Origin of the sequence: Tardiphaga robiniae, from assembly GCF_001618955.1 — a bacterium.
In the GTDB taxonomy this organism is placed as follows: domain Bacteria; phylum Pseudomonadota; class Alphaproteobacteria; order Rhizobiales; family Xanthobacteraceae; genus Tardiphaga; species Tardiphaga robiniae_A.
Genome location: NZ_LVYV01000045.1, coordinates 171,854 through 195,514 on the forward strand (window position 1 = coordinate 171,854; position 23,661 = coordinate 195,514).

The following is a 23,661-nucleotide window of genomic DNA, read 5'->3' on the forward strand; positions in this document are numbered from 1 at the left end:
GATTGTCTCACTCAGGCCGCCACTTCTTCATACTGCGCGTAGCCGGTCGCCTCGAGTTCGAGCGCCAGTTCCTTGCCGCCCGATTTCACGACGCGGCCATTCGACATCACGTGGACGTGGTCCGGTATGATGTAGTTCAGCAAGCGCTGGTAATGGGTGATCACCACCATGGCGCGGTCCGGCGAACGCAACGCATTGACGCCGTCGGCGGCGATGCGCAGCGCGTCGATGTCCAGACCGGAGTCCATCTCGTCGAGAATGCACAGGCTCGGCTGGAACAGCGCCATCTGCAGCACTTCGTTGCGCTTCTTCTCACCGCCGGAGAATCCGACATTGACGCCGCGCTTCAGCATATCCATCGGGATGTTCAGCGAAGCAGCAACTTCGCGAACCTTCCTGAGGAAGTCCGGCACCAGATATTCGGATTCGCCGCGCGCCTTGCGCTGCGCATTCACCGCTGTGCGTAGGAAGTTCATCGTGGTCACGCCGGGAATTTCCACGGGATACTGGAACGCCAGGAACACGCCCTTGGCGGCGCGCTCGTCGGGATCCATCTCCAGCAAGTCTTCGCCCTTGAACAGGATCTCGCCGCCGGTCACCTCATAACCGGGCTTGCCGGCGATGACGTGGCTAAGCGTGGATTTGCCCGAACCATTCGGTCCCATGATGGCATGCACTTCGCCGCCATTCACGGTCATCGTCAGCCCATGGAGAATCTCGCGATCCTCGACACGAACCTGCAGGTCTTTCACTTCAAGCAATGCGGTCATCAGTCTCTATCCTTTGATCATCATCGTCACCCTCGCCTAAACGCACTCGGGTTCAGGCAGGAGTGCTCGCCATTCGCGGCGAGCCTCTAAGGATGGCTTTCAATTTTTCCGACATCCTGGAAGCGCCGCTGTGCGGGCATCCGCGATGGCGGGACTTAGCCCACCGATCCCTCAAGCGAGATCGAAATCAGCTTCTGCGCTTCCACTGCGAATTCCATCGGCAGTTGCTGCAACACGTCCTTCACAAAACCATTGACCACGAGGCCAACAGCTTCTTCCTGTGACAGGCCACGCTGGACGCAATAGAACAGCACGTCTTCAGAGATCTTCGACGTCGTTGCTTCGTGCTCGAACAATGTCGAAGAATTCTTCGCCTCGATATACGGCACCGTATGCGCGCCGCACTGATCGCCGATCAGGAGCGAGTCACAGGCCGTGAAGTTACGGGCATTCGTCGCCTTGCGATGCGCGGTGACGAGGCCGCGATAGGTGTTCTGCGACTTGCCGGCCGCGATACCCTTGGAAATGATCCGGCTCGTCGTGTTCTTTCCGAGATGGATCATCTTGGTGCCGCTATCGACCTGCTGATAGCCGTTCGAAATCGCGATCGAATAGAATTCACCGCGCGAATTGTCGCCGCGCAGGATGCAGCTCGGATATTTCCAGGTGATGGCGGAGCCGGTCTCGACCTGGGTCCAGGAAATCTTCGAGCGGTCGCCGCGGCAGTCACCACGCTTGGTGACGAAATTGTAGATGCCGCCCTTGCCTTCGGAATTGCCGGGGTACCAGTTCTGCACCGTCGAATACTTGATCTCGGCATCGTCATGGGTGACGAGCTCGACGACAGCCGCATGGAGCTGATTCTCGTCGCGCTGCGGCGCCGTGCAGCCTTCGAGATAGCTGACATAAGCGCCCTTGTCGGCAATGATCAGCGTTCGTTCGAACTGGCCGGTATTGCGCTCATTGATGCGGAAATAGGTCGACAGCTCCATCGGGCAACGCACGCCCGGCGGCACATAGACGAACGAGCCGTCGGAGAACACGGCCGAGTTCAGCGTGGCGTAGAAGTTGTCGGAGGTCGGCACGACCGTGCCGAGATACTGCTTCACCAGTTCGGGATGTTCGCGGATGGCTTCCGAGATCGGCATGAAGATCACGCCGGCCTGCTTCAGTTCCTTCTGGAACGTGGTTGCGACCGACACCGAATCGAACACGGCGTCGACGGCAATCCTGCGCTCACCCTCGGGACGCACGACGCCTTCCAGCGCCTCGATCTCGCGCAGGGGAATGCCGAGCTTCTTGTAGGTCTCGAGAATTTCGGGATCGATCTCGTCGATCGAGCCAATGGTCTTCTTCGGCTTCGGCGCCGAATAGTAATAGAGATCCTGGAAGTCGATCTTCGGATATTCGACCCGCGCCCACTTCGGCTCTTCCATGGTCAGCCAGCGGCGATACGCCTCAAGACGCCATTCCAGCATCCATGCCGGCTCGTTCTTCTTGGCGGAGATGTAACGGACGGTGTCTTCGGAAAGGCCCTTCGGGGCCTTCTCGGATTCGATGATGGTCTCGAATCCATAACGATATTGATCAACGTCGATCTGGCGAACCCGATCGACGGTTTCTTGTACGGCAGCCATTTTATCCTCCGCTCGCGGTTTCAAGGACCGCGGTGGATCAATCCAGAAACGTGAAACTCAAAGCTTGTCGGGGTTCTTTACGATGTTCCCGCGGGGAAATCACCCCTCTTAGAACCGTTCAAGCTGTGTTTCGTCGCTATGTTTAAGTAGTGTACCCGAGAGCTTTCGCCAAGCCTCCAGGCAACGATCGACGTCCGCTTCAGTGGTCGACCAGCCCAGACTGAGACGCACGGCACCCTGGGTCAGCTCCGGCCCGAAACCCATGGCTTCCAGCACGTGCGACGGCTGCACCTTACCAGAGGAACAGGCCGATCCCGACGATACCGCGATACCTTCGAGATCAAATCCAATCACGGCGGTCTCCGCGCGCAATCCGGGGGCGCCGAACAGGACCGTATTGGGCAGACGTGGCACATCCTGGGCGAACACAAGTCCGTTGCTGGATTGCCGCAAGCCTGCCTCAAGCCGCTGACGCAGTTTTTCGACCCGTTTCATGCCATCAAGCGACGCCATGGCGGCCGTCACGGCGGCACCGAAGCCGGCGATTCCGGGCACATTCTCGGTTCCCGCCCGACGCCCCAGTTCCTGCCCGCCACCGCGAAGCAGTGGATCAAGCCCGGCGACACCATTGGCTAGGACCAGCGCGCCAATGCCCTTCGGGCCGCCGATCTTGTGCGCAGAAATTGATAGAAGATCAGCCTGTAATAATTTGATATCTATCGATATCTTTCCGAGCGCTTGTACCGCGTCGACATGCAGCAAGCCGCCGGCGTCATGCACGATGCCCGCAAGCTCAGGAATCGGTTGAAGGGCGCCGGTTTCATTATTGGCCAGCATCACGGAAACCAGCACCGGTTCCCCACCCGCCAGGAGCACCCGCAACTCATCCGGTTTCACGACGCCATCGCGGTCCACGCCCAGCACCTGAAGGTCTCCCGCGGCGAAGCGTCCGCCCGCCAGCACCGAGGCGTGCTCCACCGCGGATACGATCAGCCGCCGCGCGGGCACGCCCGGCTTGCGCACCAACCCCGGCGTCAGCGCCAGCACATTGGCTTCGGTTCCGCCCGAGGTGAATACGACGTTTCGCGAATCTGCGCCCAAGGCGCCTGCGACCGCCGCACGGGCGTCCTCGACGATCCGGCGGGCCTGACGGCCCTCGGTATGAACCGATGACGGGTTACCAGCCAAATCCCATGCGGCCACCATCGCGGCTCGCGCTTCCGGGCGCAGCGGTGTTGTCGCATTCCAGTCGAGATAGACCCGGTCTTTTGCCAATTTTGCTGTACCTTGAAGGACTTGGAGCATCGATGGCAGCATCGAACATCATCCCAGTGCTGCGCGCCGTCACTCTTAGCCCAATTGCTCGTCGAATGCGCCCGCGGCAACGCATGTCACGGCCGCCGACACGTTCAATATGCTTGCTTTTCGCCCCTGCGCTCATGGTAGAACGCGGCCTCAACTTCACCCGGTGCCGCCCGCCATCAACCTGACGGTGCCCGATCGCCCTTTTCCTCGCAGGGTCCCCTCCGAGCATTCTCGCCGAGCCCTGCGCAAAACCGGCTGATCACGCCAAGAACGGGACCTAAGGATCACTATGCCCGAAGTCATTTTCACCGGTCCCGCAGGCCGTATCGAAGGCCGCTATCATCCGGCCAAGCAGAAGAACGCGCCAATCGCCATGGTGCTGCATCCGCATCCGCAATTCGCGGGCACGATGAACCACCAGATCGTTTACCAGTGCTATTACGCCTTCGTGCATCGCGGCTTCTCGGTGTTGCGCTTCAACTTCCGCGGCGTCGGCCGCAGCCAGGGCTCGTTCGACCACGGCACCGGCGAGTTGTCGGATGCGGCAGCCGCGCTCGACTGGGCACAGACCATCAATCCCGAAGCCCGCGCCTGCTGGGTCGCCGGCTTCTCGTTTGGCGCCTGGATCGGCATGCAGCTCCTGATGCGTCGCCCCGAAGTCGAAGGCTTCATCTCGATCGCGCCGCCGGCCAATCTCTATGATTTCTCGTTCCTTGCACCCTGCCCGTCGTCGGGTCTGATCGTGCACGGCGAGAAGGACGCGGTCGTGCCGCCGAAGGACGTCAACACACTGGTCGAGAAGCTGAAGACACAGAAGGGCATCGTGATCGATCAGCACATCATTCCGGGCGCCAACCACTTCTTCGACAACAAGCTCGAGCCGCTGATGGAATCGGTCACCGGCTATCTCGACATGCGCCTCGCCAACGTGCGCTGAAGCGTCGACCGGCCTCACGGCGGTCGCTTCATGTCTGCCAACAAAAAGCCCTCGGCCAGATCTGGCCGAGGGCTTTTCAATTTCAGGTTCTGATCGGGGTCAGAACGAGCGCAGGATCTGGACCGAGCCGTTATAGAGATTCTGATCCCTGATCTGGTAGGCCTGATTGGGCTTGCCGGTCACAGTAGCCGTATAAGTGCCACCGAGATTTTGATCGAGGCGGCTATAGGTGAACTCAGCCGACAGGGTCAGGTTCTTGACGGGGGTCCAGGCAGTTCGCGTACCGACCTGAGCTATCCCGAAATCGAAGTTGTTGGTCGTGCCAGTAATGCTGCCAGCCGTAGAGCCCGGGTTGGACGAACTGCTCGTTCCCAGGCGGCCGCCGGCCGGGCTGAATGCCGCAGCGAGCATCGCGTTGCCGGCATCGCCATAGGAGATATGGCTGTAGTTGCCGAACACCGAGGTGCGCCATGCCGTGTTCCAGTAGTGCTCATAGAAGGCACTGACTTCCCAGGCATCGCTCTGCTGGATCGAGCTTCCCGGCGAATACACACCGTCGAGCACGTAGCCAAAGCCAACCGTGTTGCCATCGAATTTGGCAAAACGACCGCCGCCGGACGTTTCGAGCGAGCCGCCGGTGAAGGCGTAGCGCGCAGCACCCTTGGCATAGGACGCTTCGATCTTCAGGCTGTCGTTCGCGCCTGTCGGCAGGACCTTGAATTCCACCGCGCCGCTGACCGCAAAACCGTAGGCGTCGTCGGGATGCCCAGTGGATTCATTTGCCCCGTAGAAACCCGCCGTCGATGTATGCATGGCCGCAGCGAAATGTAGCGAGCCCCACTTCTGATCGAGCCGGAGATTGCCCACGACATCGGGAATATGGTTGCCGCCCGTGGCGTTGCCGAAGAACGTGTTCGAATTGGTGCCGTAGAAGGCACCGGTGAACGACCCCGCGCCCGGCGCGACGATGAAGGTCGCGGTATTGTAGAGGCCGGCATTGCGATAGGGCGATGCATTCTCGAGCGCGATGGTGCCCGAGAAGCCGTTGCCGAATTCAGCTGTGTAAGCGATTTGCGGAATGCCGGTCGTATTGCTCGAACCGGCGAGGAAGCCCGACGAGATCCAGGGCTTGGTCAGCGCCCATTGCGGATCGAAGTTCGACACAGCCTTACCGAAGGTGAAGCCGGCGAACTGGATGAATGCAAAGTCCACTTCCGTGAAGCCGCCAGCGATGCTCTCACGGTTCTGCGTGAAGTCGAGCTGCATGTTCGCATAGGTACGAACCACACCATATTCCGACGCCGTGCGTGTGTCGGTCGTAATGTTGATGCGCTCGCGGGTGAGGTAATAATCCTTGGTCCAGAGATTGTTGCCACCGGCGCCGCCCTGCCAGAACGGCGCGTCATACGGGCCGCCATTGAAGGTTGTATCGAGCCGGATGGCGCCACCGATCTTGATGCAGGTGTCGGTGCCCGGAATGTAGTAGAAGCCGGCACCGTAGAGCGAGCAGATCTTCACATATTCGACAGCCTTGGCCTTCACAGGAAGGTCCGCCGCCTGGGCAGTGCTCGCTGCGAGCAACGCCGCTGCCGAGCCAAGGATCATTTGCTTCATCATGGTCATGTCGCCTCCGTACCGATCGCATCGGCACGCGCGATTGCCCCGGGCGTGCCATTCATGAGGCAGAGTTGTGGAAGATCATGTTGCGAAACAATGCGCGCGGTGGATTGTCGCAGCATCATTTTCCGGCTGTGTGCTTTCGGCAACATAATTGCCAAAGCCGCGGCATTTCCGTACCGAACTCATCACGAGATTTGATGATGTCCTCACGCATTCGTGCCCGCGGCGGCAATAACAAGCATAGACGCCGTTGTACGCGATCAACCTGATTCGTTGGGTGAGTCGAATCGCCCGAGCTACGGCAAACTCACACTAGCTCGCGAGATAGTCCGCTTTCACACCGCCCGTCATCGGCTCCGGCACACCGGTCGTCGCCGGATAGCTCAACGGCAAGCCCGCGAGCGAACGCACTGCCAGAAATGCAAAAGCCTGCGCCTCCATCGCATCGGCCGACCAGCCCAGGTCATTAGCACTCTCAACGCTAGCGGCCGGCAATCGCTCCCGCAGCATGCGCAGCATCGTCGGATTGCGTGCGCCGCCGCCGGTGATGATCCAGCTGCGCGGCGGCTTCGGCAACAGCGGCGCAATGCTGGCGATGGTCGCAGCGGTAAACGCCGTTAGTGTCGCTGCACCATCAGCCGGAGTCGTATCGCTCGGTTGCAATGCAGCGAAGTGATTGCGATCAAGCGACTTCGGCGGCGCTGCCGCAAAGAACGGATTCTGCAACCCCCTTGCGACCCACGCATCATCGACACGGCCCGGCGCCGCCAGTGCGCCATCCGCATCGAACGGCTGCCCCGTTGCGCGCAACACGAAATCATCGAGCAGCGCATTGCCCGGACCGGTGTCGCAGGCAATCAACGCGATGTCGCCATCAATGTAAGTCACATTGGACACGCCCCCGATATTGACCACGACAATGGGCCCGTCGCGATGCAGTCCCTGCGCCAAGGCACGGTGATAGACCGGCACCAGCGGCGCTCCCTGCCCGCCGGCAGCCACGTCAGCCGCGCGCAGATCGTGGATCACCGGCAGGCCGATCATCCCGGCAAGACTCGCCCCGTCGCCAATCTGCACGGTAAGTCGATCGGCGGGACGATGCAGCACGGTCTGGCCGTGAAAGCCGACGATGTCGATGCTGTCTCGTGCGATGCCATGATCAGTCAGAAACGCCTCGACGGCCTCGGCATGGGCCGATGTCACCACCCGCTCCGCCTCGGCCAGACTGCCCGGCCTGATATCGCGCCGGCTCAGTTGCACGGCCTCAGCCAGCGCCTGGCGCAACACGGCACGCTCAGCCTCGCTATATGGCCGATACCCCGACGGGCCGAACGACCCGACCCGTTCGCCATCGGTCTCGATCAGGGCGACATCGACCCCGTCCAGCGAGGTTCCGCTCATTAGTCCGATCGCGGTCAGCATATCAGGCACGCGGCAAAGCCCTCATTTCCGGTCAAAACTTGTGTCGAAGCGCCCAATCTTATAATGCCACAAGCACTTTGGGGCGGCCAGCACGTCCCCCACCTTGCCGCCAATCCATTGAGACAGCGTAAAATTATCCGAACCGAGCCGTAAACCGATGACCACCTACAAGTCCGATTTCCTCAACGTCCTGCAGAGCCGCGGCCTGATCCATCAGGTCTCCGATGCCGAGGCGCTGGACGCCGCCTGCTGCAAGGGACCGGTCACGGCTTATGTGGGCTATGACGCCACGGCAACCAGTCTGCATATCGGCAATCTGATCTCGGTGACCATGCTGTACTGGTTTCAGCAGACCGGCCATCGCCCGATCACCTTGATGGGCGGCGGCACCTCCATGGTCGGCGACCCGTCGTTCCGCGACGACCAGCGGCAATTGCTGACGGTCGAGAAGATCGCGGAGAACATCGAAGGCATCAAGAAGATATTCGGCAAGATGCTGAGCTATGGCGACGGCGCGACCGACGCACTGATGGTCAATAACGCGGACTGGCTGCTGAAGCTGAACTATGTCGAATTCCTGCGCGATGTCGGCCGACACTTCTCGGTCAACCGCATGCTGTCCTTCGACAGCGTGAAGCTGCGCCTCGACCGCGACCAGTCGCTGTCCTTCCTCGAATTCAACTACATGATCATGCAGGGCTACGACTTCGTCGAACTTAATCGCCGCTATGGCACGCTGCTGCAGATGGGCGGCTCCGATCAGTGGGGCAACATCATCAATGGCGTCGATCTCAGCCACCGCATGGGCGGCCCGCAACTCTACGCGCTGACCACGCCACTGCTCACCAAATCGTCGGGCGAGAAGATGGGCAAGTCGGCCTCGGGCGCTGTCTGGCTCAACGGCGATCTCTTCAGCCCCTATGACTTCTGGCAGTACTTCCGCAACACCGAAGACGCAGACGTCGGCCGTTTCCTCAAGGTCTTCACGCGCCTGCCGCTCGACGAGATCGCAAAGCTCGCTGCCTTGGGTGGTTCGGAGATCAACGAGGCGAAGAAGATACTCGCGACAGAAGCAACAGCCGTCGTGCACGGCCGCGATGCAGCAAATGCCGCTGCGGAGACGGCACGCAAGACCTTCGAGGAAGGCGCGCTCGCCGACAGCTTGCCGACTGTCAATATTCCGCAAGCTGAACTTGAAGCAGGCGTCGGTGTCCTCGCGGCCTTCGTCAATGCCGGTTTTGTCGCGTCGAACGGCGAAGCGCGGCGGCAGATCAAGGGCGGCGGCTTGCGCGTCAATGATGTTGCGGTGACCGACGAAAAGATGATGCTGACCTCCGCGCTGCTGACGGAAGGCGTCATCAAGCTCTCGCTCGGGAAGAAGCGGCACATCCTGCTCAAGCCTGCATAGCCACATTCGTCCAGCGCACTTGTTCATGCACTGCGAAACGCGCTCCATGGCGTAGCTGTCGCAAACGCCATGAAGATGAGCCAGATGGATTTGAAGACGTCCCAACGCACCGGACTGACTGTTCTCGGTGTCTGTTTCACGCTGTCCGTGCTGGGGCGCGGCCTGCAGGAGAGCTTCACGGTTTTCCTGCTTCCGATCTCGCAATCCTTCGGCTGGGACCGCGCCGAGGTCGTCTCGATCTACTCCCTCATCGCGCTCTGCGTCGGCCTTGCAGGACCGCTGGTCGGACGGCTGTTCGATCGCTCCGGTCCGCGCACCGTGTTCCTGACCGGCATCGCCCTGCTTGGTGGCTCACTACTCGCGGCAGCCTATGCAGAGAAACTCTGGCAATTTCAACTCGCGCTCGGCCTCTGTCTCGGTTTCGCAATCGCCTGTATCGGCAATGTGCCGAACTCGCTGCTGCTCGGACGCTGGTTCGGCAAGCGGCTACCGACCGCGATGTCCGTCGTGTATTCGGCAACCGGCGCCGGCGTGTTGTTGATGCTACCTATCGCCCAGTTGCTGATCGATCACGTCGAATGGCGTGGCGCCTATCGCATCTTCGGCTTTGGCGTCCTGGCCCTGCTGGTGCCCTTACTGTTCTTGCCGTGGAGCAGGTTCGGCGCGGGCTCACCACATCTCGAGAAGCCACAGGCGAGCGAGACGCTTATCGACGAAGGCTGGACTCTGATCGGCGCCATGCGCCATCATGCGTTCTGGGCTTTGTTCGGGACTTTCTTCTTCACTGCCATCGGCATGTATGCGATCTCGCCGCAGGTGGTCGCCTACCTGATCGATGTCGGTTTCCCTCCGCTGCAGGCGGCGACCGCCTGGGGCTTCAGCGGCGTGGTGCTGCTGTTCGGCATGCTCGGTGTCAGTTGGCTCGACGGCGTGATCGGTCGACGGCCGTCCATTCTGTTCAGCTACAGCCTGTCGCTCCTCGGAATCGTCATGCTCTGGCTGCTGCAATGGTATCCGAACTATGCGCTGCTTACTGGCTTCGTTGTCTGCTTCGGCAGCATGATTGGCTCGCGCGGCCCGCTGCTGACCGCAACGGCGATGAAGATCTTTCGCGGCAAGCGGGTCGGCACGATCTATGGGACGATCACCTTCGGCAGCGGGCTTGGATCCGCCCTCGGTTCATGGACCGGCGGCCTGCTGCATGACTGGACCCAGAGCTACAACTCGCTGCTCGCCTTTGCCTTGATCAGCGTCGTGATCGGCATGATCCCGTTTCTCGTCGTCCCCGCTTTGCGCCGATAACTCGATATGCACGCGTTCGCACAGCGAACTCATTGAGCTAGTCAGGCTTCACGATTGGTAAGCGACTCGCTGGTAACTTCCTGCCAGTAGTGCTCCGATCAGAGGTCGACATGAGTTTGCTTAGCCGTTTCACCATTCGCACCAAGCTCACCAGCATGGTGCTGGTCTCTGCTGCGTCTATTTGCGCCATCATCGCGGTAGCCGCTTCGCTGAGCCAGAAGCGCATGCAGCAGGACCGTATGGAACAGCTTCACACGGCGACCGACCTGATGCTCGGCATGGCCGAAAGCCTGCAGGAGGAAGTGGCGGCCGGGAAACTCAGTCTAGCCGACGCCCAGATGCAGTTTCGTATGCGCGCGCGCAACATGACGTTCGGCAACAAGCAGGGTTATCTCGTTGCCTATCGCCCCGACGGTGTCATCCTCGTCAATGCCGGCAATCCCAAACTCGAAGACAAGAACACGGGCGCCAAAGACTCCAATGGCGTCCTGATCTCGAAAGCGATCATCGACGCCGGCAAGCTGAGCGCGACCGGCGGCATGACCTATTATCTCTATCCACGGCCGGGCCAAACCGAGCCGACCGCCAAAATGGTCTATGCGCGTCACTTCGCACCGTGGGACGCTACGCTTAGCTCCGGCCTCTATGTCGACGATCTTGATGCCGACGTGAACGCTTTGCTGGTCCGGCTGGGTTCGCTCGGCGCCGGCGTTCTCGCCATGATGGCACTGCTGTCCTTTCTGATCGCCAGTGACATTCTCAGCGCACTGCGCCGCCTGCAGGCACGCATGCACGCGATTGCCAATGGTGCGCTGGACGAGAAAGTCGGCGAAACCGATCGCGGCGACGAAATCGGCCGCATGGCCGAAACGCTGGAAATGCTCCGCCAGACTTCGCTGACTGCCCGCTCCCTCGAAGCCGAACAGGCCAAGTTGAAGCAGATGAGCGAAGCCGAGAAGCGCGACGCGCTGATCGCCCTCGCCGATCGTTTCGACTCCTCGGTCGGCCAGTTGGTCGGCCTGATGGCATCTGGTTCGACCGAACTCGAAGCCACTGCGCAGTCGATGACCGGCACCGCCGCCCGCACCAACGATCAGGCGGGCATCGTCAGCACCGCCGCCTCCCATGCCAGCACCCGCGTACAGACGGTTGCCGCCGCCGCCGAAGAACTGTCGTCGTCGATTGCCGAGATCGCGCGTCAGATGGCGCAGTCGGCCAAGATCACCACCCATGCCGTCGATAGCGCCCGCCGCACCGACACCATCGTTCGCGCCCTCGCCGACGGCGCGCAGCAGATCGAGCATGTCGTCGAACTGATCTCGACGATTGCCGGCCAGACCAACTTGCTCGCACTCAACGCCACGATCGAAGCCGCCCGCGCCGGCGATGCAGGCCGCGGCTTCGCCGTCGTGGCGACCGAAGTGAAGAGCCTTGCCGGCCAGACCGCCGACGCCACCAAGGAAATCAGCACCCGCATCGCGCAGATCCAGGCCGCGACCAAGGAAGCCGTCGACGCTATTCAGGGCATCACCGCCACCATTGAGGAGGTTAGCGCCATCGCCACCACGATTGGCTCTGCGATCGAGGAGCAAGGCGCTGCAACGGCCGAGATCGCCCGCAACGTCACCCAGACGGCGCAGGCTACGCAGGATGTCACCACCAATATTGGCGGCGTCAGCGCTGCCGCGCATGAGACCGGCGACGCTGCCGGCATGGTGCTCAACGCCGCTTCCGGTCTGTCGAAGCAGGCCGAGCAACTATCCGGCGAAGTCACGACGTTCCTCGCCGGCGTGCGTGCTGCCTAAACACAGCTACATTCTTGTATGAAAGGCGCGGTCAGCGATGACCGCGCCTTTCTGCTTTAAGCGCCTGCCACCAAGCCGCACACACTGCCCCTTTTTAAGATGGTCGCAATCCGTGATTCACCATTGGTAAGCACGTTGACGGTATTATTGTCTGGTCACTCACATGTCGAGGTCCAGATGAGTCTGCTCAGTAACTTCACGATCCGCACCAAGCTCGTCAGCATGGTTGCCGTCTCTGCCATTGCGGTCTGCGCGGTCATCGCGGTCGCCGCCTCGCTTAGCCAGAAGCGGATGATGGAGGACCGGATCCTGCAGCTCCGGACCGCCGTCGATATCGTCACCGGCCTCGCGCAATCGCTGCAGGACGAAGTGGAGGCCGGCAAGATGAAGCTGCCCGAGGCCGAAGATCAGCTCCGTCTGCGCAGCCGGCGCATGTTATTCGACAAGGGCCAGGGCTACGTGCTCGCCTATCGCGCCGACTCCACCGTGATGGTCCACGGCACGCTTCCGAAACTTGAAGGCACCATCACCAACGGAAAGGATTCCAACGGCGTCCTGATCGCATCCGCCGTCATTGCAGCCGCCAACAGCAAGCCTGAAGGTGCGACCGCGACCTATCTGTATCCACGTCCTGGACAAGATGAGCCCCGACCGAAAGTCGTGTTCGCCCGTAAATTCGCGCCGTGGAACGTTGTCATCAGCATCGGCGTCTATGTGGACGATCTCGATGCCGACATGAACGCCCTGCTGATGCGCCTCGGCGCAATCGGCGCTGGCGTGCTCGCGCTGATGGCGCTGCTCTCCTGGCTGATTTCCAGCGACATCCTCGGTGCGCTTCGCCGGTTGCAGTCACGCATGCATGACATCGCCAATGGCGCGCTCGACGCCAAGGTCGAGGAAACCGATCGCGGCGACGAAATCGGTCGCATGGCGGAAACGCTGGAGATGCTGCGTCAGACATCGCTGACCGCGCGCTCCCTCGAGGCCGAGCAGACCAAAATGAAGAGCCTCAGCGAAGCTGAAAAGCGCGATGCGCTGATCGCTCTCGCCAATCGTTTCGACGCATCCGTCGGCCAACTGGTCGGACTGATGGCGTCGGGTTCGACCGAGCTCGAAGCCACCGCGCAATCCATGACGGGCACAGCCGATCGGACCAACCAGCAGGCCACGATGGTTAGCTCGGCTGCGACCGAAGCCAGCACGCGCGTCCAGACGGTCGCATCTGCCGCCGAGGAGCTGTCGTCGTCGATCACCGAGATCGCACGTCAGATGGCCCAGTCCGCCAAGATCACAGCGCATGCCGTGGATAGTGCACGCCGTACCGACACCATCGTGCGTGCGCTGGCCGATGGCGCGCAACAGATAGAACATGTCGTCGAGCTGATTCAGACCATCGCCGCTCAAACCAACCTCCTCGCTCTGAACGCCACTATCGAAGCTGCACGCGCCGGCGATGCCGGCCGCGGCTTCGCTGTCGTTGCCACCGAAGTGAAGAGCCTCGCCGGCCAGACCGCCGATGCCACCAAGGAGATCAGCACCCGCATCGCCCAGATCCAGGGCGCGACCAAGGAGGCCGTCGACGCCATTCAGGGCATCACTGCCACCATCGAGGAAGTCAGCGCCATCGCCACCACGATCGGCTCGGCCATCGAGGAGCAAGGCGCGGCAACCGCCGAGATCGCCCGCAACGTGACACAGACGGCGCAGGCGACCCAGAACGTCACCACCAATATCGGCGGCGTCAGTTCGGCCGCGCACGAGACCGGCAACGCTGCGGGCATGGTGCTGAGTGCGGCAACCGGCCTGTCGAAACAGGCCGAGCAACTGTCCGGCGAAGTCAAAACCTTCCTCGCCGGCGTTCGCGCCGCCGGACGCAGATATCCCTCAAGCACAAAGGGCGCGGTCAGCAATGACCGCGCCCTTTGCTATTTGGGGAGTGACTGCCGATCAACGCGCGGTGAAGCCGCCGTCCACCGGCAGCGCAACGCCCGTGATGAAGGAAGCATCGTCCGAACCAAGCCACAGCGCGGCATGCGCCACATCCTTGGCCTTGCAGAGACGGCCCATGGGCACAGCCGCCAACAGCTTGGCCTCGTTGGCCGCAGCTTCCGCGGCGACGCCCGAGCGGCCGGTGAAGCCGAGCTTCATCGGCGTATCTGCAAGACCCGGGCAGATCACGTTGACGCGAACGCCTTCGGGCGCAAAGGTCTGTGCCAGCGACTTGGTGAGGCCGACAACCGCGAACTTCGCTGCCGAATAGATCGGGCTCATCATGGAGCCGACAATGCCCGACACCGACGAGGTGAAAATCACCGAGCCGCCGCCGCGCTTGCGCATGTGCTTGATCACTTCACCGGCAGCCAGCGTGGCGGAGGTGACGTTGAGCGACATCGCGAATTCATAGGCCGCGAGATCGAGATTCTCGACGCCGGCCGGACCCGGCGTGCCGGCATGAGCCCACAGGATGTCGATGCCGCCGAGCGCGACAGCCGCATCGTTGATTGAGCTCTTCATCTGTTCGGTCTTCGACAGATCGGCCTGGATGGTGGTGAGCTCATAACCCAGCTTCTTCATGTCGGATTTGAGCTGCGCCAGCGCGTCCGCATTGACGTCGATGGCGGCGACCTTGGCACCTTCCTTCAGGAACAGTTCGACGCCGGCGCGTCCCATGCCCGATGCAGCAGCGGTGACGGCGGCGAGTTTATTGGCGAGACGCATTCTGTTGTCCTTGTGGTGGTTTTGAAATTGCAGTTCAGACGATGAAAAACGCGCAGCGCGGGGTCACCGACATCTGCGCGTTCTCATCGTTCTTTGTTGCAGCCGTTACTTGATCAGCGGGCAGCCGCCGTCCTTGAGCGGACGGAATGCGGTATCGGCCGGGATCGTCGCCAGCAAGTTGTAGTAATCGTACGGCTTCTTCGACTCCGCGGGCTTCTTGACCTGCAGCAGATACATGTCGTGCAGCACGCGGCCATCTTCACGCAGCGTGGTCTTGCCGAACAGTGGATCGTCGAACGTGCCCATCTCGCGGATCGCCTTCACAACCGCCGCGCCATCCTTTGGCGAACCGACCTTGGCGACCGCCTTCAGATAGGTGAGCGACGCCGAATAGGCGCCGGCCTGGTTCATGCTGGGATAGCGGCCGTTGTTACGCTTGGCGAACCGCTCGCCGAAGGTGCGGGTCTGCTCGTTGAGATCCCAGTAGAAGCCCTCAGTGAGCTGCAGGCCCTGCGCGGTGTTGAGACCGAGCGAGTGGATGTCCGAAATGAACATCAGCATGCCGGCAAGCTTCTGGCCGCCCTGCACGATGCCGAACTCGGAGGCCTGCTTGATCGCCTTGATGGTGTCGCCGCCGGCATTTGCCAGCGCGATGATGTCGGCCTTCGATGCCTGCGCCTGCAGCAGATAGGACGCGAAATCGTTCGAGTCTGTCGGATGCTTGATGCTGCCGAGCACCTTTCCGCCATTGGCATTGATCACGGCGGTGGCATCGCGCTCCAGCGACGCGCCGAGCGCGAAGTCGACGGTGAGGAAGAACCAACTCTTGCCGCCGGCCTTGGTCATGGCATCGGCGGTGCCATGCGCCAGCGCCCAGGTATCATAGGTCCAGTGCACCGAGTTCGGGGTGCAAGCCTTGCCGGTCAGGTCCGATGTGCCGGATGCCGTGAACAGTGCGACCTTGTTGAGCTCCGCCGTTAGCGGCGCGACGGCCAGAGACGTGGCGCTGGTCGGAATGTCCACGAGAACATCGACGCCTTCGGTCTCGTACCATTTGCGAGCAATGTTGCGCGCGATGTCCGGCTTGTTCTGCGGATCGCCCTGGATCACCTCGACCTTGAACTTGTCAGCGCCCGGCAGCTTGTTGAAGTCCTCGACCGCCATCTTGGTGGCATCGAACGAGCCCATGCCGCCGATGTCCGAGAAGATGCCGGACATGTCGGCGAGAACGCCGAGTTTCACCGGCGTCTGCGCCGACGCCATCGGCGCGGACAGCAATCCGAGCGACAGTGCCACGGCTGACACGGCAACAGTATTGCGAATGGTCATCTATTCCTCCCCTGACAAATTCCGTGTTTCACCCTGGCAAGGCGCCAGCCCAGCGATCACGTGAATAATTCTTGTTTATGAATTTATAAGACCTATACGTGAATTATAAGTCAAGACCGTCGCTGCCGATCTGGATGGCTTTCAAAGCCATTTCAGCGATACAGAGGCCAACCAGACCATGCGGAAACGCGGGCACTTCGCCATTCGTGGCGTACCCCAGAGGGAAGAACGAGAAATCCAATGCTGGTCAGACAAGCTGCCAACGTCCTCGAATTGATGGAGTATTTCGCTCGTCGCAAACGCCCCGCGACGCTGGCCGAAATTTCGGATGACCTCGACTGGCCGCGCTCCAGCACGTTCAACCTCGTCGGCACCATCGCCGAGAAGGGCTGGCTCTATGAGCCCCGTGCGCGTAACGGCTACTATCCCAGCCCCCGCTGGCTAATGCTTGCCCGCACTGTCGCAGATGCCGAGCCACTCCCGGACGCCGCCCATGCGCTGGTTACCGAAATCGCCGACCAGACCGGCGAGACGACGGCCATTGCCGCCCTCGCCGGAACGTCCGCGATCTTTCTGGATGTCGTCGAGTCCACGCATTCAGTGCGCTACTTCGCCCAGATCGGCGATCGCGTTCCGGTCCATGCGAGTTCGGTGGGCCGCGCCATTCTCGAGCAGCATTCGCCCGAGGAACGCAAGGCGATCTATCGCAAGATCAAGTTCGAAGCCTTCTCCCACACAACGCCGACAACGGCAGAGGCGATCGAAGACGAACTCAGAGAGGCGGCCGAGCGCGGCTATCAGCAGAGTTCATCGGAATATATCGCCGACCTCGCGGGCGTCGCCGTACCCCTGCCGGTGCAACATCGCCGGTTGTCGCTGGTGGTTGCCGGTCCGACATCGCGTTGCTTGATGCGACGTCCCGAAACTGCCGCCATCATCCAAAATCTGATGCAGCGCTTCGCATCCGAACTCGCGTCCAGCTAGGCTCGGCGCAACGCGGTGAACGCTGCGCTTGAGCCACAGACGTCGTTAGTTGCTGTTATTGTTCTGATTCGGGAATTCGACCGAATTGTTCTGCTTGCCGGTACCGAATTCGAAGATCTTGCGGAACACACCCGGTGCCATGGCCGAGATCGGATTGACGCGCAGCACCGGCGCACCGGGCGTACCGACGACTTCATAGGTGACGCCGATCAGGCCTTCATTGCTGCCGCCGCCGAGAAACAGTCCGACGATCGGGATCTGGCCGAACATGTTGTTCAGCCCATACATCGGCACAAAGGTGCCGCTCATCCGAACCTGATTGAGCGGGTAATCGATGCTGCCTTCGATGGTCGCGCCGACGGTCGGGCCTTTGACGACGCCGTCCCGAATGGTGAGCTGGCCGTTCTGTCGCGTGAATTCGGCCCGCAGTCGCGAAAAGGCGACACTGCTTTGCGCCGCGTTTTGCCCACCTCCGGCAACGCTGGCCAGTTGCGCCTCGCCCTTGACGTTGAAGTCGCGGATGTTGATCAGGCCTTCCTTGGCGCGAGTGTCTGACGATGGCGGATCCATCGCCAGCGCGAGCTGGCCTCCCGACATCTTGGAATAGGTGTCGGTCGCGCGCAGGAAGGCGCCGGCATCGTTGGTCTCGATATAGATGACGTCACGGCCGGCACCCTGGGAGCGTCCGCGCATATCGCCTGTCAGCGGTGTGTCGCGTCCGAGCTTTCCGCTCAGGGAAAATTTCTGGATCGTGCCGTTACGCCGCGAAATCTTGGCATCGACGCTGCGAACCGCTTCGCCGTAATAGCCGGCAACGGCGCCGAGCTTCACATCAATATCGAAGTCGACCGATTTTGTTTTGCTCTTGGGATCCCCATCCTTGCCGGAAATCGCCGATTTCAGGAAGCCACGACCGTCGAACACGTCGCCACGCATCGTGACTCTCAATACGCCATCCGGACCACGGTCCGCCTTCAACGACGTCTTGTCGCCCTCGGACGGCGAATAAGTCGGGAAGTTCACACCGACGAGGTCACCGTTCTGATCGACTTCGACGGAGCCCTTGATCGAAGCCCCACCACCATCGACGACGATGTCTTCCAGACGGGTAGTGTCACCCTTCTTCACGACGTTGAAGACAGCGCGAGCACTCTTGCCGGGTAGCTTCATCCAACCCGGCAGGATGTTGTCGAGCTTCAACGGCGTCAAATCCGCGTCGACCCCGAGCTTGCTATCACGGTCCCCGGAGCCGATCTTGCCGACAACCTTGATCGGGAGATTGCCGACCACCGCCGGTCCGAGGTCCACACCGAGCCGCGCGCGGCTGGCATCGTCGAGCGTCGCGTTGAGACGCACATCGGCATCGCCATCGGTTGGCTTGCGATAGTCGAGCGATGCCGCCTGCCCGTTGATCTTGACGTCACCCTTGACCTGATAGCCCTGATTGTTTGCTGTGACCTTCAGCGAATTGGCTTCGAGCTTCTGGTTCATCACCAGCTTGTCGGCGGAAAATGCCGTCAGATCCGCGGTGATGTTGTAGGTCGTATCGGCCTTGGTCAGTTCGTGCTGGATAGGCATGCCCATGGCGACCTGCGCGGTCACATTGCCCTTGCTGGCTGCCGGGTCGAGCATGTTGCCGGTGACTTCGCTCAGACGGTTGGAGTTGAGGACATCGGCCACGGCCGCCACCGGTCCCTCCAGCTTGAAGCGCACGCGAGCCGGCGATGGCTTCGGTGCCATATCCGGAACTTCAAACACGATATCGCTGAGATTGAGCTTGCGTCCGCCCGCCGTCTCGGAGTTTGCCTGACCGATGGTCACGGTCGCGGTCCGTCCCGTGACGCGCGCGCGCAGATCGCCGTCGCGGATCACCGGCATGCCATCCACCGGACGCAGCGCCACGCCATTGGCGAGGATCTTCACCGACAGCCCCTCATCGGGGATTGGCGGCCCGCGCCGTGTCAGGTTCTTGGTCGGCGAATTGACCCCGATCTCGATGCTCTGAAGCTGCCCGCCCTCGATGCGCTCGGTGACCCATTCGCGCACTTCAGGCACGATCAGAATCGGCCACATGCGCTTGAGCGCCGAGGCGGACATCGGCGTTCCCGCAAAGCCGAGGGTCATGCGCGGCTCGCCCGCGTAGTCAATGCTGCCTGTGCCGGCGACGCCGATCTCGCCGTTGCTGATATTCGCCCGCGTCAGCAAAACCCGCCGGTTGTCGGAATCGAAACGCAAGCCGATGTCGATGCTGTTGAAGATCAGCGGCGCTTCACCCGGACCTCCACCCAATACGATGGTGCCGCCGCTGATCCCTGCCTGCCAAGAGTCGGTCGCTCCATTGGGCGGCTCGACATGGGCAAGCGAAGTGACGCGGTTCTCACCGGACACGAACTTGAACGGAGCCAGCAGCACACGGCGGCCGGCATCCCACTCGACGCTCAGCTCCGCCTGATCGATTGGCATCGGATAATCCGGCGTGTCGTTATCGATGATGTTGCCGGCGCCTGCAGTGAGCTTGCCGCGGAAATAGGTCGGGAGGCCGTCGCGCCCGATTTCGCCCCTCAACTCACCGGTCAGCGGCAGATCGGCGCTGTAAGTGAGATCCTTCATGCGCAGCGCGAGCAGGATATTCCGGGTCGAGACCTTGTCGGCCCGCAGACTGACCGCACGCACGCCATTGGCTGGCGCACCGACCGTAACGCCGAGTGTCCATGGCGCTTTGCCGCCTTCGCCCACTGTCATCATGACGCCGCCGCCGCTCGGTCGGCGCAGGGTCAGGCTGATATTGTTGAAATCCCACGTATTGCCGCGCTGTTGGTCGTCGACCACCAGCTTGCCGTTCTTCAGACCGATCTCGTTGAGGTTCTGTCCGTCGAGGCCCGACAGGGTCAGGCTGTCGAGCCAATCGAGACCCGCAAGCAAGCCGGTGGATGCCTCGCGCCTGTCAGCAGGGGGCTGTGGAATCTGGACCACCGGCGGCTGCGGCTGCCGCGGGAAAGTGAGTTCCGGTTGTCTGCCCGGACCGAGCCACGACCCTGGTGTACGCGGCGACGCGACGCCCGTCGCGATCGGGCGAGCATTCTCGCCGGTCGACACCGTCACCTGCCCATCCGGCGTAATGCGCACGGCCAGCACAACATCGACCAGGTTGAGGCTTTCGGCACGCAAGCGGCCCATCATCATGGCAGCAGCGGAGAGCCGGACTTCGGCCTTCGGAGCACTGGCCACGACGGCATGATCACGATCGCGGACGACGATGTCGCGGATACGCACAGCCATGCGGACCCGCCCGGCGCGTTCGATCTGCGTGCCGCCAACTTCGACCGTATTACCCTGCCCGATATTGTCCTGGATCGCGTCGACCAGCCACGGTGTGGCCATGTCGAAATTGATCGGGCCTGCACCCAGCCGGACCCACAAGGCGCCAAAGCAAACGCCAAAAATAATCAGAAGGATGCCGAGAACAGCCGCGATCCGCTTGACCCATCGACCGCCGGACAGCCAATCGCGAACAGCAACGAGCCGATCGCCGAAACGGTGCCAGCCACTATCTTTCTTGGACAGCAAGCGGCGTGCGCGGTGATGCCCGGCCTCGTCATGCTGATGATCCCAATCGGCATCATCCCATTGCAAGGACTCGTCATCAGCGCGCGATCGATACGCTTGTGGTGGCTTATTTCTGGCCATTGCCTCTCGGTGCTGGCGCTGACTATGAGAATGATCGTCACCGGCCCTTCGCGCATCGACAACCGACGAGCGCTGTTCTGCCGGCATCGCTGCCAATCCTCGGTTTGAATTATAACTCGTCGTGCGGTCGTTGCGGCGCCCCTATGGCGCACCGAACGTGTGTTGCGTCGAATCCTTTGTAACCATACTCCGAGACCAGCATATTTGGGCCAGCGCATTTGCACTGCAACGTGCCGCCACCCGGTCGCCGGTGCTTTGCAATGCCATCACACTGAGCCGCCGAAAGCGACGAAAGGAAGGCGTATGTCCAAGAAATCGCGCAAGAATCCCTCGAAACGGGCCATCTGTACAGTGGCAGAAAACGCATCGGGCGCGAAAGCCGGACTGACGCTGGAAACTGCGGCCAAGCGCCTCGTCGGGCGCGCCGCCCAATTGAACCGCTGAACGCGAAGAAAGGAACATCCATGGCCAAGAAAGCCAGCAAGAAACCCGCCAAGGCCGCCGCCAAGAAAACGGCCAAGACTGCTTCTCCCTCGAAGGCGAAGAAGCCTGCCAAGGCTGCGGCAAAGTCCCCAGCCAAGAAGGCTGCCGCCAAGCCAGCCAAGCCTGTGGCGAAAGCCGTGTCCAAGGCGCTAGCCAAGCTAGCCGCCAAAGTCGCGAAGGCTCCTGTCGCCAAAAAGGCTCCAGCGACTAAGACGATCGCCGCGAAGGCGTCGCCCAAGGCAGTTGCGAAGCCTGCGCCGCCCTCCGTGGCGGCACCGAAAGCAACTCCCGAGAAGATCGCACCGGCGCCTCGTGTCGCAGCCGAGGGCGCTAAGGCTCCGGCCTTCCAGTTGCCCCGCGACGGCGGCGCCACGGTCTCACTGTCGGACTATGCTGGCCAGAAGCTGGTGATCTTCTTCTACCCCCGCGCCAGCACTCCGGGCTGCACCAAGGAAGCCATCGACTTCACCCGCCTGTCCGCCGACTTTCAGGCAGCTAACGCCGCCGTGCTTGGCGTCTCGGCCGACCCACTAAAGGCTCAGGAGTCGTTCCGCGACAAGTTCGCGCTGGGAGTTCCGCTGCTGTCGGATGCGACGCAATCGATGCTGAAAGCCTATGGCGCCTGGGGCGAGAAATCGATGTACGGCAAAACCTTCGAAGGCGTTCTTCGCACCACGGTTTTGATCGATGCAAAAGGCAACGTCGCGAAGATCTGGCACGGCGTCAAAGTGGACGGACACGCAGACGCGGTGCTCGAAGAAGTACGTCGGATTTGATCAATGTCATTTGCTCAAAATTAACCATGAAGGGCTCAAATCGCCTCCGTTGAGCCAGCCGACGAGTCTCCGGCTGGCATCAGGAGTGCTGATGTCGAACCGCCCTACCCAATATGCCGAGTACCCTCAGCACCACGCACACGACCATGGACGGCCACAGGCGCGCCGCGTCGGGCCGGTCAAGGTGCCCGCCTCCAAAGCCAGTCAAAGCGATTACACGATCGCCCATCGTGGCAAGCAAGTTCGCATCGGACCTGTGGTGTTCTGGATCGTCGTCGGCACGGTGACCGTGCTGGGGGCGTGGTCTGCGGCCACAGCCACTTACTTTGCCTTTCGCGACGACGTGCTGACCAAGCTCATCGCACGCCAGGCGGACATGCAATATGCCTACGAAGATCGCATCGCCGAACTCCGCGCCAAGATCGACCGCACCACCAGCCGCCAGATGCTGGACCAGGAGCAGTTCGACCAGAAGCTCGATCAGGTCATGCGCCGGCAGACTACGCTGGAATCGCGCGCCACGGCGCTCGGCGCCATGCCCGATCTGTCTGTTACAGGTTCGATCGGCAAGCCGCCGGCCCGTGGCGCCGCGATCGAGCCGACGACGTCAATCCCCAAGCCCTCACCGATCAGCGACACGGTGACCTTCGTGGCGCCGCCGGATCGCGAAGCGCGGCTTGAGTCCCGTACCCCTGCACTCACGGCCCAGCAACCGAACCAGTTCGCCAAACTCGGCGGCGTCGACAATGTGATCGGTCGCCTGCAGGCCTCGCTCGATCAGGTCGAGAGCCGACAGATTGCGACGCTCGCCGCGGCCGAAGAATCCCTGGACTCCAAGGTTCGCCGCATGCGCGGCGCGATCTCGGACCTCGGGCTCAATATGGCGAAACTCGAATCCGCCACACCGCGCGCGCCCATGGGCGGTCCGTTTGTGCCGGTCAAATTGTCATCGAGCGCGGATCCGTTCGAACGCCAGCTCTACCGCATCCACGTGACCCGTGCGCAGATGGACAGGCTGAATCGCACCATGGCGCTGGTGCCCTATCGCAAGCCGGTCGTCGGCGAAGTCGAATTCACTTCGGGCTTCGGCGTCCGCAGCGATCCGTTCCTCGGCCGCCCCGCAATGCATACGGGCCTCGATTTCCGCGGCGCCACGGGCGACCCGATCCGCGCCACAGCCAACGGCCGCGTCGTTTCCGCAGCCTATGCCGGCGGCTACGGCCGCATGGTCGAGATCGACCATGGCAACGGATTGTCGACCCGCTACGGCCATATGTCCGTGATCAACGTCAAGGTCGGCGATGTCATCAAGATCGGCCAGGTGATCGGCCTGGTCGGCTCGACCGGCCGCTCCACCGGTCCGCATCTGCACTATGAAACCCGTATCGATGGCGAAGCCGTCGATCCGCAGAAGTTTCTCCGCGCCGGCGTCCGCCTCAACGCAGGCTAGGTGCGGCACGCAGACGGGGCATGGAGGG

At 61.7% G+C, this 23,661-nt stretch carries 17 protein-coding genes and 1 pseudogene; 10 read left to right on the top strand and 8 right to left on the bottom strand.

Annotated elements, in window-relative coordinates; genetic code table 11:
- Nucleotides 1-11: 11 nt before the first annotated feature.
- The 3 genes from sufC to A4A58_RS23355 all read right to left on the bottom strand — a co-directional run bounded on the left by sufC (nucleotide 12) and on the right by A4A58_RS23355 (nucleotide 3,724).
- Nucleotides 12-770: a Fe-S cluster assembly ATPase SufC gene (sufC, locus tag A4A58_RS23345; protein ID WP_068736622.1), complete on the bottom strand. Its 759-nt coding sequence runs from the start codon at nucleotides 768-770 to the stop codon at nucleotides 12-14.
- Nucleotides 771-925: 155 nt separating this feature from the next.
- Nucleotides 926-2,407 carry a Fe-S cluster assembly protein SufB gene (gene sufB, locus A4A58_RS23350; protein WP_068736624.1) on the bottom strand — a complete coding sequence of 494 codons (1,482 nt, stop codon included), beginning with the start codon at nucleotides 2,405-2,407 and terminating at the stop codon, nucleotides 926-928.
- A 108-nt stretch (nucleotides 2,408-2,515) separates the two neighbouring features.
- Nucleotides 2,516-3,724 carry a cysteine desulfurase family protein gene (locus A4A58_RS23355; protein WP_244499839.1) on the bottom strand — a complete coding sequence of 403 codons (1,209 nt, stop codon included), beginning with the start codon at nucleotides 3,722-3,724 and terminating at the stop codon, nucleotides 2,516-2,518.
- A gap of 277 nt (nucleotides 3,725-4,001) precedes the next feature.
- Between A4A58_RS23355 and A4A58_RS23360 the strand changes: the two genes are divergently transcribed.
- The gene (locus tag A4A58_RS23360) at nucleotides 4,002-4,649 is read left to right on the top strand and encodes an alpha/beta hydrolase (RefSeq protein ID WP_068736626.1); all 648 of its coding nucleotides are present in this window, start codon (nucleotides 4,002-4,004) and stop codon (nucleotides 4,647-4,649) included.
- Nucleotides 4,650-4,748: 99 nt separating this feature from the next.
- Here A4A58_RS23360 and A4A58_RS23365 read toward each other — a convergent pair whose 3' ends face one another.
- Together A4A58_RS23365 and A4A58_RS23370 are read right to left on the bottom strand one after the other, a co-directional pair.
- On the bottom strand, nucleotides 4,749-6,272 hold the full coding sequence (locus A4A58_RS23365; RefSeq protein ID WP_068736628.1) for a porin: 1,524 nt from the start codon (nucleotides 6,270-6,272) through the stop codon (nucleotides 4,749-4,751).
- A 309-nt stretch (nucleotides 6,273-6,581) separates the two neighbouring features.
- Nucleotides 6,582-7,691 carry an anhydro-N-acetylmuramic acid kinase gene (locus A4A58_RS23370; protein ID WP_068736630.1) on the bottom strand — a complete coding sequence of 370 codons (1,110 nt, stop codon included), beginning with the start codon at nucleotides 7,689-7,691 and terminating at the stop codon, nucleotides 6,582-6,584.
- Nucleotides 7,692-7,848: 157 nt separating this feature from the next.
- On the opposite strand from A4A58_RS23370, the gene tyrS reads away from it, so the two are divergent.
- The 4 genes and pseudogenes from tyrS to A4A58_RS23390 all read left to right on the top strand — a co-directional run.
- A complete protein-coding gene (tyrS, locus tag A4A58_RS23375) occupies nucleotides 7,849-9,099 on the top strand; it encodes a tyrosine--tRNA ligase (protein WP_068736632.1) in 1,251 nt (416 codons plus the stop codon).
- An 84-nt stretch (nucleotides 9,100-9,183) separates the two neighbouring features.
- Nucleotides 9,184-10,401, top strand: coding sequence for an MFS transporter (locus A4A58_RS23380; protein WP_068736912.1), 1,218 nt, complete (start codon nucleotides 9,184-9,186; stop codon nucleotides 10,399-10,401).
- 110 nt (nucleotides 10,402-10,511) lie between these two features.
- A complete protein-coding gene (locus tag A4A58_RS23385) occupies nucleotides 10,512-12,206 on the top strand; it encodes a methyl-accepting chemotaxis protein (protein ID WP_068736633.1) in 1,695 nt (564 codons plus the stop codon).
- Nucleotides 12,207-12,383: 177 nt separating this feature from the next.
- A pseudogene (locus tag A4A58_RS23390) lies at nucleotides 12,384-14,075 on the top strand (methyl-accepting chemotaxis protein); the annotation flags it as partial.
- Between the two features lie 78 nt (nucleotides 14,076-14,153).
- Here the strand turns inward: A4A58_RS23390 and A4A58_RS31860 are convergent.
- Together A4A58_RS31860 and A4A58_RS23395 are read right to left on the bottom strand one after the other, a co-directional pair.
- Nucleotides 14,154-14,924: an SDR family oxidoreductase gene (locus A4A58_RS31860; protein WP_081422029.1), complete on the bottom strand. Its 771-nt coding sequence runs from the start codon at nucleotides 14,922-14,924 to the stop codon at nucleotides 14,154-14,156.
- 105 nt (nucleotides 14,925-15,029) lie between these two features.
- Nucleotides 15,030-16,253, bottom strand: coding sequence for an ABC transporter substrate-binding protein (locus A4A58_RS23395; RefSeq protein WP_068736634.1), 1,224 nt, complete (start codon nucleotides 16,251-16,253; stop codon nucleotides 15,030-15,032).
- Nucleotides 16,254-16,493: 240 nt separating this feature from the next.
- Between A4A58_RS23395 and A4A58_RS23400 the strand changes: the two genes are divergently transcribed.
- Nucleotides 16,494-17,237 (top strand): IclR family transcriptional regulator, encoded by a 744-nt coding sequence (locus A4A58_RS23400; protein WP_068736635.1) that lies wholly within the window; start codon nucleotides 16,494-16,496, stop codon nucleotides 17,235-17,237.
- A 45-nt stretch (nucleotides 17,238-17,282) separates the two neighbouring features.
- Here the strand turns inward: A4A58_RS23400 and A4A58_RS23405 are convergent, their stop codons facing one another.
- Nucleotides 17,283-20,516 (bottom strand): DUF3971 domain-containing protein, encoded by a 3,234-nt coding sequence (locus A4A58_RS23405; RefSeq protein ID WP_244499840.1) that lies wholly within the window; start codon nucleotides 20,514-20,516, stop codon nucleotides 17,283-17,285.
- Between A4A58_RS23405 and A4A58_RS31585 the strand changes: the two genes are divergently transcribed.
- The 4 genes from A4A58_RS31585 to A4A58_RS23415 all read left to right on the top strand — a co-directional run bounded on the left by A4A58_RS31585 (nucleotide 20,472) and on the right by A4A58_RS23415 (nucleotide 23,633).
- Nucleotides 20,472-21,032, top strand: coding sequence for a hypothetical protein (locus A4A58_RS31585; protein WP_244499841.1), 561 nt, complete (start codon nucleotides 20,472-20,474; stop codon nucleotides 21,030-21,032). The two genes, A4A58_RS23405 and A4A58_RS31585, sit on opposite strands and share 45 nt — an antisense overlap.
- Before the next feature lie 195 nt (nucleotides 21,033-21,227).
- Nucleotides 21,228-21,368, top strand: coding sequence for a hypothetical protein (locus tag A4A58_RS30920; protein ID WP_158005733.1), 141 nt, complete (start codon nucleotides 21,228-21,230; stop codon nucleotides 21,366-21,368).
- A gap of 20 nt (nucleotides 21,369-21,388) precedes the next feature.
- Nucleotides 21,389-22,183: a peroxiredoxin gene (locus A4A58_RS29820; protein ID WP_081422017.1), complete on the top strand. Its 795-nt coding sequence runs from the start codon at nucleotides 21,389-21,391 to the stop codon at nucleotides 22,181-22,183.
- Between the two features lie 91 nt (nucleotides 22,184-22,274).
- Nucleotides 22,275-23,633: a M23 family metallopeptidase gene (locus tag A4A58_RS23415; protein WP_068736916.1), complete on the top strand. Its 1,359-nt coding sequence runs from the start codon at nucleotides 22,275-22,277 to the stop codon at nucleotides 23,631-23,633.
- Nucleotides 23,634-23,661: the final 28 nt, after the last annotated feature.

Bases quoted from the DNA above. Each gene is read 5' to 3' on its own strand.
- sufC (WP_068736622.1), bottom strand. From the start codon at position 770: ATGACCGCATTGCTTGAAGTGAAAGACCTGCAGGTTCGTGTCGAGGAT.
- sufB (WP_068736624.1), bottom strand. From the start codon at position 2,407: ATGGCTGCCGTACAAGAAACCGTCGATCGGGTTCGCCAGATCGACGTT.
- A4A58_RS23355 (WP_244499839.1), bottom strand. From the start codon at position 3,724: ATGCTGCCATCGATGCTCCAAGTCCTTCAAGGTACAGCAAAATTGGCA.
- A4A58_RS23360 (WP_068736626.1), top strand. From the start codon at position 4,002: ATGCCCGAAGTCATTTTCACCGGTCCCGCAGGCCGTATCGAAGGCCGC.
- A4A58_RS23365 (WP_068736628.1), bottom strand. From the start codon at position 6,272: ATGACCATGATGAAGCAAATGATCCTTGGCTCGGCAGCGGCGTTGCTC.
- A4A58_RS23370 (WP_068736630.1), bottom strand. From the start codon at position 7,691: ATGCTGACCGCGATCGGACTAATGAGCGGAACCTCGCTGGACGGGGTC.
- tyrS (WP_068736632.1), top strand. From the start codon at position 7,849: ATGACCACCTACAAGTCCGATTTCCTCAACGTCCTGCAGAGCCGCGGC.
- A4A58_RS23380 (WP_068736912.1), top strand. From the start codon at position 9,184: ATGGATTTGAAGACGTCCCAACGCACCGGACTGACTGTTCTCGGTGTC.
- A4A58_RS23385 (WP_068736633.1), top strand. From the start codon at position 10,512: ATGAGTTTGCTTAGCCGTTTCACCATTCGCACCAAGCTCACCAGCATG.
- A4A58_RS31860 (WP_081422029.1), bottom strand. From the start codon at position 14,924: ATGCGTCTCGCCAATAAACTCGCCGCCGTCACCGCTGCTGCATCGGGC.
- A4A58_RS23395 (WP_068736634.1), bottom strand. From the start codon at position 16,253: ATGACCATTCGCAATACTGTTGCCGTGTCAGCCGTGGCACTGTCGCTC.
- A4A58_RS23400 (WP_068736635.1), top strand. From the start codon at position 16,494: ATGCTGGTCAGACAAGCTGCCAACGTCCTCGAATTGATGGAGTATTTC.
- A4A58_RS31585 (WP_244499841.1), top strand. From the start codon at position 20,472: ATGATCACGATCGCGGACGACGATGTCGCGGATACGCACAGCCATGCG.
- A4A58_RS23405 (WP_244499840.1), bottom strand. From the start codon at position 20,516: ATGGCTGTGCGTATCCGCGACATCGTCGTCCGCGATCGTGATCATGCC.
- A4A58_RS30920 (WP_158005733.1), top strand. From the start codon at position 21,228: ATGTCCAAGAAATCGCGCAAGAATCCCTCGAAACGGGCCATCTGTACA.
- A4A58_RS29820 (WP_081422017.1), top strand. From the start codon at position 21,389: ATGGCCAAGAAAGCCAGCAAGAAACCCGCCAAGGCCGCCGCCAAGAAA.
- A4A58_RS23415 (WP_068736916.1), top strand. From the start codon at position 22,275: ATGTCGAACCGCCCTACCCAATATGCCGAGTACCCTCAGCACCACGCA.